At 72.7% G+C, this 12545-nt stretch carries 10 protein-coding genes; 5 read left to right on the plus strand and 5 right to left on the minus strand.

The features are described from left to right. Positions 1-265: 265 nt before the first annotated feature. The 4 genes from ACIP5K_RS04275 to ACIP5K_RS04290 form a co-directional block, all read right to left on the minus strand. Complete coding sequence (locus ACIP5K_RS04275; RefSeq protein WP_401404737.1) at positions 266-439, minus strand: hypothetical protein; 174 nt, start codon at positions 437-439, stop codon at positions 266-268. Next, the gene (locus tag ACIP5K_RS04280) at positions 429-1196 is read right to left on the minus strand and encodes an SDR family NAD(P)-dependent oxidoreductase (RefSeq protein ID WP_401404739.1); all 768 of its coding nucleotides are present in this window, start codon (positions 1194-1196) and stop codon (positions 429-431) included. The genes ACIP5K_RS04275 and ACIP5K_RS04280 overlap by 11 nt, the downstream gene beginning before the upstream one ends. A 51-nt stretch (positions 1197-1247) precedes the next feature. Further along, complete coding sequence (locus ACIP5K_RS04285) at positions 1248-1583, minus strand: YnfA family protein (protein WP_401404741.1); 336 nt, start codon at positions 1581-1583, stop codon at positions 1248-1250. A 74-nt stretch (positions 1584-1657) separates the two neighbouring features. Next, positions 1658-2851 (minus strand): RtcB family protein, encoded by a 1194-nt coding sequence (locus ACIP5K_RS04290; protein ID WP_401404743.1) that lies wholly within the window; start codon positions 2849-2851, stop codon positions 1658-1660. 191 nt (positions 2852-3042) lie between these two features. On the opposite strand from ACIP5K_RS04290, the gene ACIP5K_RS04295 reads away from it, so the two are divergent. The 4 genes from ACIP5K_RS04295 (at position 3043) to ACIP5K_RS04310 (ending at position 8168) form a co-directional block, all read left to right on the plus strand. Continuing rightward, positions 3043-4014 (plus strand): DUF3558 domain-containing protein, encoded by a 972-nt coding sequence (locus ACIP5K_RS04295; RefSeq protein ID WP_401404745.1) that lies wholly within the window; start codon positions 3043-3045, stop codon positions 4012-4014. Between the two features lie 161 nt (positions 4015-4175). Then, positions 4176-5057 carry a DUF3558 family protein gene (locus ACIP5K_RS04300; RefSeq protein ID WP_401404747.1) on the plus strand — a complete coding sequence of 294 codons (882 nt, stop codon included), beginning with the start codon at positions 4176-4178 and terminating at the stop codon, positions 5055-5057. Positions 5058-5199: 142 nt separating this feature from the next. Then, a complete protein-coding gene (locus ACIP5K_RS04305) occupies positions 5200-6585 on the plus strand; it encodes a DUF2637 domain-containing protein (RefSeq protein WP_401404749.1) in 1386 nt (461 codons plus the stop codon). Between the two features lie 131 nt (positions 6586-6716). After that, positions 6717-8168: an FG-GAP repeat protein gene (locus tag ACIP5K_RS04310; protein WP_401404751.1), complete on the plus strand. Its 1452-nt coding sequence runs from the start codon at positions 6717-6719 to the stop codon at positions 8166-8168. Positions 8169-8251: 83 nt separating this feature from the next. Here ACIP5K_RS04310 and lysS read toward each other — a convergent pair whose 3' ends face one another. After that, positions 8252-10090, minus strand: coding sequence for a lysine--tRNA ligase (gene lysS, locus ACIP5K_RS04315; RefSeq protein WP_401404753.1), 1839 nt, complete (start codon positions 10088-10090; stop codon positions 8252-8254). Positions 10091-10170: 80 nt separating this feature from the next. Here lysS and ACIP5K_RS04320 point away from each other — a divergent pair, with 80 nt between their 5' ends. After that, the gene (locus ACIP5K_RS04320) at positions 10171-12480 is read left to right on the plus strand and encodes a PA14 domain-containing protein (RefSeq protein ID WP_401404755.1); all 2310 of its coding nucleotides are present in this window, start codon (positions 10171-10173) and stop codon (positions 12478-12480) included. The last annotated feature ends 65 nt before the right edge of the window (positions 12481-12545 follow it).

Here is a 12545-nt window from a genome sequence, read left to right on the forward strand (position 1 = left end):
CTCTCGACCGACGGCCGGTGGGGGCTGAGCGCGCAGCTCCCCGCGCCCCTGAGATGCGCACTTCGTGCGCCATCTCATCGGGGAGAGGCGCGCCAGCGTCTCGCCTCTCAGCGGAGGCGCGCGGAGCGCAGCCTCAAGGGGAGGCTGCGCGTCAGCGCATGCCTCAGGGGCGCGGGGAACTGCGCGAGAAGCGGCCACCGGGCCGCAGGCGAAGTACGACACGGCCAACCCCGCACCGGCCCGCAGGCGACGAACCGACCAGGGGCTAGGCGGCGTGGTGGATCGCGTAGATCATCACGAAGGCGACGAGGTGGATGCCGAAGAGGAAATAGCCCAGGTACCACCACATGTACCGCTCCCCCTTCTTCTCCTCGGCGAGCCGCCGCTCGTCGAGCTCCCGCTGGAGCACGTCCAGCGGATCCGGCGCGTCAGAGGTCACGGTGCACCTTGGTGTTGGACGCCTGGGCGCGCGGCCGGACCACCAGCAGGTCGATGTTCACGTGCGACGGCCGCGTCACCGCCCAGCTGATCGTGTCGGCGACATCGTCCGCGGTCAGCGGCTCGGCCACCCCCGCGTACACCTTCGCCGCCTTCTCCTGGTCCCCGCCGAACCGCGTCAGCGCGAACTCGTCCGTCTTCACCATGCCGGGCGCCACCTCGACGACCCGCACCGGCGTACCGACGATCTCCAGCCGCAGCGTCTCCGCCAGCACGTGCTCGGCGTGCTTGGCCGCCACGTAACCGCCGCCGCCCTCGTACGTCGCGAACCCGGCGGTCGAGGAGAGGACGACCACCGTGCCGTCGCCGGAGGCGGTCAGCGCGGGCAGCAGGGCCTGCGTCACGTTCAGCGTGCCGATGACGTTCGTCTCGTACATCTGCCGCCACTGCTCGGGGTCACCGGTGGCCACCGGGTCGGCGCCCAGCGCACCCCCGGCGTTGTTCACCAGCACGCCGACCGTCCTGAACGCCGTCGCGAACTCGTCCACCGCCGCCCGGTCGGTCACGTCCAGGGCGTACGCGGCCGCCTGGTGCCCGGCGCCGTTGATCTCCTCCGCCAGCGCCTCGATGCGGTCCTTGCGGCGGGCGGTGAGCACCACCCGGTACCCGGCCGCCGCCAGCTGCCGGGCCGTCGCGGCACCGATGCCGCTGCTCGCGCCCGTGACGACGGCGATACGGGATGCGGGGGCGGGGGCCATGACTGCTCCTCGGGGCTCGGCGGACGGCTGCCGCCAGCCTACGACGGACCCTCACTCGCCCCGCGGCGCGTACATGATCACGGCCATCCCCACCAGGCAGATCAGCGCGCCGGCCACGTCCCAGCGGGTCGGCCGGTAGCCGTCCGCGACCACGCCCCAGGCGATCGACCCGGCGACGAACACCCCGCCGTACGCGGCCAGGATCCGCCCGAAGTCCCCGTCCGGCTGGAGCGTCGCCACGAACCCGTACAGCCCGAGCGCGATCACCCCCGCCCCGATCCACGCCCAGCCGCGGTGCTCGCGCACCCCCTGCCACACCAGCCAGGCGCCGCCGATCTCGAAGAGCGCGGCGAGGACGAACAGCGACACGGAACGGGCGACGGTCATGCGCCACAGGGTGCCACCCGCCGGACACCGGCTCCCGTCACCGTCCCGGCGCCGCCCCGGCGCCGGGTGGCCGGTCACCCCTTGACGCAGACGACCTGCTTCAGCCTGGCGACGACCTCGACGAGGTCCCGCTGCTGCTCGATGACCTGCTCGATCGGCTTGTAGGCGGCGGGGATCTCGTCCACGACACCGGAGTCCTTGCGGCACTCCACGCCCCGCGTCTGCTCCTCCAGGTCCCGGGTCGAGAAGCGCCTCTTCGCCGCGCCCCGGCTCATCCTGCGGCCCGCGCCGTGCGACGCGGAGTTGAAGGAGGCCGCGTTGCCGAGCCCCTTCACGATGTACGAGCCGGTGCCCATGGAGCCCGGGATGATCCCGTGTTCGCCGGAGCCCGCGCGGATCGCGCCCTTGCGGGTGACCAGCAGGTCCACGCCGTCGTACCGCTCCTCGCTCACGTAGTTGTGGTGAGCGCTGATCTCCGGCTCGAAGGAGGGCGCCGCCTTCTTGAACTCCTTGCGGATCACGTCCTTGAGGAGGGCCATCATGAGGGAGCGGTTGTACTTGGCGTACTCCTGCGCCCAGAACAGGTCGTTGCGGTATGCCGCCATCTGCGGGGTGTCCGCGACTAAGACGGCGAGGTCGCGGTCGATCAGGTCCTGGTTGTGCGGGAGGCCCCGGGCCACCCCGATGTGATGGTCCGCCAGCTCCTTGCCGATGTTGCGCGACCCGGAGTGCAGCATGAGCCACACAGCGTCGGACGTGTCGACGCAGACCTCCACGAAGTGGTTGCCGCCGCCCAGCGTCCCCATCTGCCTGGCGGCCCGGTCCTCGCGGAACCTCACGGCGTCGGCGACCCCGTCGAAGCGGTCCCAGAAGCCGTCCCAGCCGGCGGTCGCGAGGCCGTGCATCCGGCGCGGGTCGACCGGGTCGTCGTGCATCCCGCGGCCCACCGGGATCGCCTGCTCGATCTTCGAGCGCAGCCGGGACAGGTCGCCCGGCAGGTCGTTGGCGGTCAGCGAGGTCCGCACCGCGCTCATCCCGCATCCGATGTCCACCCCCACCGCGGCCGGGCACACCGCGCCCCGCATCGCGATGACGGAACCGACCGTCGCGCCCTTGCCGTAGTGCACGTCGGGCATGACCGCGAGGCCCTCGACCCAGGGCAGCGTCGCCACGTTGCGCAGCTGCTGCATCGCGGCGGGCTCGACCGAGGCCGGATCGGCCCACATGCGGATGGGGATCTTCGCCCCCGGTACCTCTACGTATGACATGAAATCCCCCGTCGGACGCGACAGTTGTGCCTAAGTGAACAGAAGCAGGGAAACGCAAATACCCGCGCCAAGGTCAACAAAAGGGATGCTGGACCGGCGTCCACGGCGATGCGTGCGATAGACATGGCACCATCGGCCGCGCCGCCGCGGCAATCGAATAACCTGGCGTCAGCCCAGTAAGGAGCCCCAGGGTGCAGCGGAAGTCGTACGCGTACGTACCGGGTGTCGCCGTCCTGCTGACGGCCCTGCTCACCGGGTGCAGCGGAAGCGCCGACGACGGCGGCGGCACCGACGACTCCAAGCCGGGCGACGTCACCGCGTCGGCGACCGTGGCGAAGCCCGGCAAGTACCGGACCCTGCCGGAGCCGTGCGGGCAGCCCGAGCAGAGCATGCTGGACACGATGCTGCCGGGGATCGCGAAGATCACGGACCCGGACCAGCGGGACAAGGCGTACGAGGGCGTGGCGACGACCACCTTCGACACCGGGCGCCGGGTCGGCTGCCGCTGGAAGGACGACTCGGCCGCGGGCGGTTCGCACCGGCTGACGCTCGACTTCGAGCGGGTGGTGTCGTACGACGCCGGGGTGAGCGACGACGCGTCGGCGGAGCGGGTCTTCGCCGGGAAGGCCCGCAAGGCGGATCTCCCGGACCCGGGCACGGCCACGGGGACCGACGACCCCGCGCCCCCGTCCGCCTCCGCCTCCGGTTCGCCGGAGTCGGGCGGCGCGTCGGCACAGACGGGGAAGTCCGGAACATCAGGAAAAGACGGCAGAGAAGGAACAGAAGGAACAGAAGGGACAGAAGGGACTTCAGGGGCGGATCGGGGGTCGAACGAGTCGTCCGGTACGTCCGAAGACTCCGCGTCCGCCGACGGGTCCGGGGCGCCGGAGTCCGGCTCCGCGTCGGAATCCGTCTCGCCCGGCGACCTGCGGCCCCGCCTGCTCGACGGCCTCGGCGACCAGGCGTTCCTGAACGACGTGCAGGCGGGCCCGACGGCGTCGTCGGCCCGCACCGTGACTGTGGTGTTCCGCACGTCGAACGTCGTGGTGACCCTCGCCTACGAGGCCCAGCCGACGGCCGCCGGACAGGCGCCGGACAGCAAGGAAATGCAGGACAGGGCGCAGGAACTGGCGCAGAAGCTGGTCGGGAAGTTCGGCGAGTAGGACCGCTCGGGGCCCCGGGACGGGTGCGGGGAAGCCGAGGCGTGCGGGTCGGACAGCGCGTACGGTGGCCCATCGGACCCGGGTTCGTGAAGGCCGGCTGGAGATCGACCGGCGCTCGCGTGTCCGGTCCGTGTCCCTGTCAGCGTCCCTGTGAAGGAACCATGCACCGTCCGACCAAGCGACTCACCCGCATACTCGCCTGCGCCACCGCCGTGCCGGTGGCCCTCGTCGTCGCCGGCTGCTCCTCCGACTCGGGTTCCGACGACGCGGGCGCCACGGACAAGGCGTCGGCGGGATCGAAGGCCTCCGCGTCCACCGCGGAGGGGACCGCGAAGAAGGTCCGGGCCGCGACGTACAAGACACTGCCGCAGGCGTGCGACGCGGTGTCGAAGAAGACGCTGGACGACCTGGTGCCGCACGGCAAGAGCAAGTCCGGGGCCTCGGACGACGAGTCGACGCGGGCCGGCTGCTCCTGGGCGAGCCTGGACAGCAACGGCGTGAAGGGCTCCCAGTACCGCTGGCTGACCGTCTCCATGCTCCGCTTCGACTCGGACGTGAACCGGGGCAGCGGCGACGACCTGGCGTCCGCGTACTACGCGAAGCAGGTCAAGGACGCGCAGACGGCCGAGGGCGCGAAGAAGGTGAAGACGTCCGAGGTCTCCGGTACGGGTGACGAGGCGACGCTGGTGCGCTCCGACAACACGTACAAGGTGAAGAAGAAGGACGTCACCTCGAAGCAGCAGACGGTCGTCTCGCGCCTCGACAACGTGGTCGTCACGGTGGACTACAACGGTTCGGGTCTCGCGGGCGAGAAGACGCCGGACGCGGACGCGCTGGCGAAGGACGCCGAGAAGGCCGCCAAGGAGACGGTGGCCTCGGTCGAGGACACCCTGTCGGGCAAGAGCGCCTCGCCGACGGCGTCCGCGTCGAAGTCGGCCGACGGGTCGAAGTCGAAGTCGAAGTCCGATTCCAAGGCCGACTCCAAGGCCGACTCCGAGTCCTCGAAGGCTCCGAAGTCCTCGGCCTCCGACAAGGACAAGTAGCCGCCGCCCGCCCGGTATTTGCCTGGGATTCGAGGAGCCCGGCCCCTTTTGGGAGCCGGGCTCCCGGTGTACCGGCCCACGGCGCCCCGCACACATGTGCCAGTCTGTGGGCGCAACGTGCCGAACTGGGAGGGGAACCGAAGTGGCAGGGCCACTGAAGCTGACACGGACGCACCGGATACTCGCGGGCGTGGTCATCGCCGGTGCCGTGGTCATCGCGGGCATCGGCTTCGCCGGTTCCTACGCGGCCGTGCGCGAACTGGCGATCGAGAAGGGCTTCGGGAACTTCTCCTACGTCTTCCCGATCGGCATCGACGCGGGCATCTGCGTGCTGCTCGCGCTGGACCTGCTCCTGACCTGGATCCGCATTCCGTTCCCGCTGCTGCGCCAGACGGCGTGGCTGCTGACGGCCGCGACGATCGCCTTCAACGGCGCGGCGGCCTGGCCGGATCCGCTGGGCGTCGGCATGCACGCCGTCATACCGATCCTGTTCGTGGTGTCCGTGGAGGCGGCCCGGCACGCCATCGGGCGCATCGCGGACATCACCGCGGACAAGCACATGGAGGGCGTGCGGATCACGCGCTGGCTGCTGTCGCCGCTGCCGACGTTCCTGCTGTGGCGGCGGATGAAACTGTGGGAGCTGCGTTCGTACGAGGCCGTGATCAAGCTGGAGCAGGAGCGGCTGGTGTACCAGGCGCGGCTGCGTTCCCGGTTCGGGCGGGCGTGGCGGCGCAAGGCCCCGGTGGAGTCGCTGATGCCGCTGCGGCTCGCGCGGTACGGGGTGCCGCTGGCGGAGACCGCTCCGGCGGGGCTCGCGGCGGCCGGCATCGAACCGCACCTGCTGCCGCCCGTCCCGCACCCGGCGGAACTGGAACCGGCGGCACCGCAGCAGCGACCGGACCCGGAAGCGCAGCCTCAGCCTCAGCCACAGCCGCAGACACAGCAGGCCCAGCAGGCGCCGCAAGCCCAGCCCCAACAGCCGTCGCAGGCACCGGAACCGGAGCAGGCCGAGGCCCAGGCCCAGCCGCACCCCCAGGACCAGCAGGCTCAGCAGGTTCAGCAGGCTCAGGTGCAGCCCGGGACGGGGGCCGAGGCCGACGCGCAGACGAGCCAGTGGTTCGCGCAGCAGCGGGCGGTGGAGTACCAGGGCGGCTACGACCCGACCTTCGAGGTGCCCCAGGAGGCGCCGCAGCAGCAGGTCGTGGTCCCGCACCCGCGCGCCGCCGAGGCCCAGCAGCCGCAGCAGCCGCAGCCCGAGCCGGAGCCCGGGTTCCCGGTGCCGAACGGCGCGGGCGGGACGCGGCCGCTCGGCGACGGTGCGGCGCCGGCGTCCGCGCCGTCCGACGAGGACCTGTACCAGGTGTTCCGGTACTCGATAGACGGTGAGGGCATGCCGACGCCGGGCGCGTTCCAGGCGAACGTCGAGGCCGCCTACAGCAGCCGGCTCTCCCAGCGCGATCTGGCCCGCTACCACGAGATGTTCACCAAGCGCCTGAACGCGGAGTTCGTGGACGACCACATCGCGTGATCCCGCGTCAACGACACGAAAAGACCCGACAGAAATACGTGTGCCCTGCAACCGTTCGGGCGACGGTGATGTCTTGAGCTTCGGCCCGACCGCCCCACCGGTCACCTTCGTGTCTTGACGAAAGGAAACCCATGTCTCGCCACAAGCGCCCCGGGCGCCGAGCCGTAGCCGGTGCCACCGCCGTCGCGACGGCCCTGGCCGGCGGTCTCCTCGTGCTGCTGCCCGGCGCCGCGAGCGCCGCCGCGCCGTCCGGTTACGCCGACGACTTCAACGGCGACGGCTACCACGACGTCGCGACGAGCGCCCCCGGCGCCGTCGCGAACGGCAAGGCCAAGGCGGGTGCCGTCGTCGTCAACTACGGTGCGTCGGCCGGGATCGCCGCCGCCCGCCACACGATCACGTCGCAGAGTTCGTCCGGGGTGCCGGGGGCGTCGGAGGCGGACGACCGCTTCGGCACCGAGCTGGCGCACGGCGACCTCGACGGCGACGGCTACGGCGACCTCGTCGTCGGGACGCCGCAGGAGGACGTGGGCGGCGACAAGGACGGCGGTTCCGTCACCATCCTGTGGGGCGGTGCGTCCGGGCTGTCCGGCGGGACGACGGTCAGCGACCCGAACCCGACGGGGCACGACCTGTTCGGCCAGTCCCTCGCGGTCGGCGACTTCACCGGGGACAAGAAGCCGGACCTTGCGGTCGGTTCGACCGGCAAGGACGTGTGGATCTTCAAGGGCGGCTTCACCAGGTCCGCGGGCGCGGCCGGGAAGCTGCGCCTCGACACGGACGTGCGGTCGGGCGCCTACCCGGACGGCGTGGGGCAGCTGGCCGCCGGGGACTTCGACGGCGACGGCACGGACGATCTGGCGGTGGGCTCCTACGTGGGGACGTTCGTCTACCGGGGCTCGAAGTCCGGGCCCGCGCTCCAGGCGCGGGCGACCGACGAGCACGCGGCGTCGCTCGCCGCGGGGGACTTCGACCGCGACGGGCACGACGACCTCGCCCTCGGCATCGACTTCCCGTCCATCGGCGCCCCGGCGCGCGGCGGCTACGTCACCGTGGTCCCCGGCGGGGACGCGGGGATCGACCCGGCCGGCAGCCGCGTGCTGAGCCAGGCCAGCGCCGGGGTGCCCGGGGACGACGAGTCCGACGACTGGTTCGGCATGGCGGTCGCCGCCGGTGACGTCGACGGTGACGGGTACGCGGATCTGGCCGTCGGCGCCCCGGGCGAGGCGATCGGCAGCGTCGCGGGGGCCGGCAACGTGTGGGTGCTGCGGGGTGGCTCCGGCGGGTTGACCGGGGCCGGGGCGCAGTCCGTCAATCAGGGCAGCGCCGGGGTGCCGGGGGCCAATGAGGCGTCCGACCTGTTCGGCGCGGCGGTGCGGCTCGCCGACGTCAACCGCGACGGGCGGGCCGATCTGGTGGTCGGGGCCGGCGGCGAGAACAGCGACGACGGCGCCGTGACCGTGCTGCGCGGGTCCGCCGCGGGGGTGGCGAGCACGAACGGCGTCGGGTTCAGCGGGCCCACCGTGGGCATCGCCGCCTCCGGCCAGGACCCCATGTTCGGGGACACCTTCTCGGGTTCCTGACCGCCTCTCGGTGAGGGCGTATCGCACGGTCCCCCGCGCCCCTGGACACGGGCTCTGCTCCTGTCCAGGGGCGCAAAGAGCCGTCAGGCTCCGAGGAGTTCGCGGACCCGGGGGGCGCCCACGGCCAGCAGCAGGGTGGGGAGGCGGGGGCCGGTGTCCCGGCCGACCAGGAGGTCGTAGAGGAGCGCGAAGAAGGCGCGCTGGGCCCCCTTGATCTCGGCGGGCAGTTCCTTGGGGGTGGCGTCGGCGGGGAAGCCGGCCTGGACCTTCGGGACGCCGTAGACGAGGTGGGTCAGTCCGTCGAGCGACCAGTGCGAGTCGAGCCCGTCGAGCAGCAGCCGGATCGAGGCGCGGGACGCCTCGTCGAGCTCGGCGAGCGCGGCGGTGTCCGGCTCGGTGCGCACGATGGTGCGGGACTCGGCGGGCACGTATGTGGTGATCCACGCCTCGGCCCGGTCGAGCCGCGGCCGCACGGAGGCGAGGTCGGTCACCGGGTTCTCCGGGTCGAGCTCGGAGAGGATGCGCAGGGTCTGCTCGGTGTCCCCGGCCGTGACGTCGGCGACGGAGGCCAGCGTGCGGTACGGCAGCGGGCGCGGCGTGCGCGGCAGTTCGCGGCCCGCGACGCCGACGGCCCGGCTGTACGCGGCGGCGTCGGCGGGCAGCGCCGAGCCGTCCGCCACCTTGGCGGAGAGCTTGTCCCACTCGTCGTAGAGCCGCTGGATCTCCTGGTCGAAGGCGATCTTGAACGACTGGTTGGGGCGGCGGCGGGCGTACAGCCAGCGCAGGATCTGCGGCTCCATGATCTGGAGCGCGTCACCGGGGGTGGGGACGCCGCCCTTGCTGGACGACATCTTGGCCATGCCGCTGATGCCCACGAACGCGTACATCGGGCCGATCGGCTGCTTGCCGCCGAAGACCTGGTCGACGATCTGCCCGCCGACCTGGAACGACGAGCCCGGCGACGAGTGGTCGACACCGCTCGGCTCGAAGATCACGCCCTCGTACGCCCAGCGCATCGGCCAGTCGACCTTCCAGACCAGCTTGCCGCGGTTGAACTCCGAGAGGAGGACCGTCTCCGTGAAGCCGTCGAGGGTGCAGGTGTAGGACAGCTCCGTCGTCGCGTCGTCGTACGAGGTGACGGTGGTGAGGTCCTTGCCGCACTCGCCGCAGAACGGCTTGTACGGGTAGTAGCCGCCGGCGCCGCCGCTGCCGTCGTCCTCGTCGGCCGCGCCGGAGCCCTCGGCGGCCTCCAGCTCGGCCTCGTCGACCGGCTTCTGGTTCTTCTGCTGCTGCGGCTTCTTACCGGCCTTGGCCGGGTCCTTCTTGGTGCGGTACTGGTCGAGGATCGCGTCGATGTCGTCGCGGTGCTTCATCGCGTGCAGGATCTGCTCGCGGTAGGTGCCCGCCGTGTACTGCGCGGTCTGGCTGATGCCGTCGAACTCGACGCCCATCTCGCCGAGCGCCTCGACCATGGCGGCCTTGAAGTGCTCCGCCCAGTTCGGGTACGCCGATCCGGCCGGGGCCGGGACCGAGGTCAGCGGCTTGCCGATGTGCTCGGCCCAGGACGCGTCGGTGCCGGGCACGCCGTTCGGCACCTTGCGGTAGCGGTCGAAGTCGTCCCAGGAGATCAGGTGCCGGACCGGGTACCCGCGGCGGCGGATCTCGTCGGCGACCAGGTGCGGGGTCATGACCTCGCGCAGGTTGCCCAGGTGGATCGGGCCGGACGGGGAGAGGCCGGAGGCGACGACGACCGGTTTGCCCGGGGCACGGCGCTCGGACTCGGCGATGACATCGTCCGCGAATCGGGACACCCAGTCCGTGTTCTCGACGGTCTCCTGGGGCTCCGTGCTCGTGCTCTGGGCCACGGTCAGTCGGTCCTTCTCTTGTTTCGGGGTGCGCGGAACGCTCCGCGTCGCCGCCATTGTCCCAGCTACCCGCGGCCGACGGAAAACGGATTGCCCCCGCCGCACAACCCCCCGGCCCCCGCGACGGTCCTGTCAGCGTGATCACTGACAGATTCGTGGCCGGGCGCCGTACCGCGGCGGCCGGCCTGGCGCTCGCCCTGCCGCTGGGCGGCGCGCTCCTCGCAGCACCCGCCGCCCACGCGGCCGTGACCTGCGCCGACACCACGTTCAAGCGGACCTTCTACGCGAACACCAGCTTCTCGGGCACCCCGAAGAAGACGGACTGCGACACCACCGTCGACCAGACCTGGACCGGCGCGCCGGCCACCGGGATGCCCGCGAACAACTTCTCGGTGCGCTGGTCGCTGACCCGCGACTTCGGCTCGGGCGGCTGCTTCACGTACCGCCTCTCCGGCACGGACGGCCTGCGGCTGTACGTGGACGGGGTGCGCCGGGTCGACAGGTGGAAGAACACCGGGGACGCGGGCAACAGCGTCCCCGGGACCTTCTGCGTCGGCTCCGGCAGCCACAGCGTGCGCGTCGACCACGCGAACTGGACGGGCCCGTCCAGGGTGCGGTTCGGCTGGCCCGCCTCGTCCGACAGCCGGGCGCCGCTCGCGCCGACCGGCGTCAGGACTGCCTACGACGCGGCGACCGGCAGGGCGACCGCGAGCTGGACGAAGAACCGCGAGCTGGACATCAAGCACTACCGGGTGCTGGTCGAGACGGCCGGCTCGGGCGTCGAGGACTGGACGACCACCGCCACCACGGCGTCGTACACGCTGCCCGCCGACGGCCGGAAGTACCGGTTCTGCGTGGCGGCCGTGGACCGCTGGACCAACTACGGGCCGTGGGGGTGCGGCCCGTACGTGACGCCGCCGGACCGGACGGCGCCGCCGGTGCCCTCCGTGCGCGCGTCGGACGTCACCGTGTCGACGGTCATGGAGGAGCCGCGCGTCAACGTCTGGCTGGGCCAGGTGCACGCGGCCGAGGGCCCGCTCTTCACGCTGTGGCGGGCCACGGCCGCGGCGGGCCCGTACACCGCGGTCGCGACGATGGACCTGCGGCGGACGCCGGGCGAGCAGTACCTGTACGACGGGACGCCCGCGCAGAAGACGACGTACCACTACGCGGTGAGCGCGACGGACGCGGCGGGCAACACCTCGGCGCGCACCGCGCCCGTGGCGGTGACCACCCCGGACACCCGGGGCCCGGCCGCGGTGGCCTCGCTCGCGGCGAAGGCGGACGCGGGCGGCGTCGCGCTGTCCTGGGCCGCGCCGGCCGACGACGCGGTGAGCTGGCAGGTGTACGGCTCCGACGGGGGCGCCGCGCCGGCCCTGCTGGGCACCGCGAAGACCGCCGCGTACCGCGACACCACGGCGCGGCCCGGCGTGGTCCGCACCTACACCGTGTACGCGCTGGACGCGGCCGGGCACCGCGCGAAGCCGGTGTCGGTGACGTCGCGGCGGCTGGTGGCGCCCGCGACGATCGTGTCCCTGCGGCCCGACGCGGACGGCCGCGCCGAGCTGCGTTTCCGGGTGCCGGCGGACAACGACCACGAGGGCGGCTTCACGGTGTACTCGGGCACGGCCGTGTCCACGGCCCGCACCAACCCGCGCGCGTGCGCGGCGACGGAGCTGCTGAGCACCGACGCGTTCGTCGAGTACGGCTGCGTCGTGGCGGGCCTCGGCGCCTCGACGGACCGCTACGTCACCGTGGTCGCGAAGGCCTCGAACGGGATCCTGTCGACCGCGGCGACGCCGGTGCGCTACGCAGACCCGGACGCGCCCCCGGTGCCGGCCGGCCTGACGGCCACCGCCGAGGCGTGGGGCACGGCCCTGTCCTGGGACGCCTCCCCGGCGGCCGACGTGCACGCCTACTGGCTGCGGGCGGGCCGCCCGGAGACGGTCGACGGGGTGCGCGGCTGCGCGGGCGGCGAGACGTACGTCCTGGAGGGCGGCGCCACGTCCTTCCGGGACACGCAGGGCCTGCCGGACGGCGAGGAGCGCTGCTGGGAGCTGCGCGCGGTGGACGGCGCGAACAACTACACCGGCCCCGTCACCGTGTACGCGACCGAGCGGGACACCCGGCCCGCCGAGGCGACGGCGCCGGGCTCCCCGGTGACCGGCCTCGACGCCACGGCGAACGCCGGTGACGTGGCCCTGAACTGGGACGCGCTCGACGGCGCCACCGGCTACCGGGTCTACCGCTGGGACCGCACCACCGGCGCGTACGAGCGGCTCGCCGAGGGGCCGATGGGCCTGGCGGACGCCGAGGGGTTCCGGCACTACCGCGACGACCGGGCCCCGGCCGGCACCGCCGCCTACTACCGGGTGAGCGCGGTGTACGCGGACGGCACGGAGTCGGCCCCGGCGCTCGCGGCGGTGGCCCTGGCGCCCGCGCCCTGACGCGGCCGGCCGCGGGGGCGGGCGGGAATGCGGGCGACCGCCCGGCCGCCCCCGTGGGAGACTGA

It is taken from the genome of Streptomyces sp. NPDC088785, assembly GCF_044750685.1.
Taxonomy (GTDB): domain Bacteria; phylum Actinomycetota; class Actinomycetes; order Streptomycetales; family Streptomycetaceae; genus Streptomyces.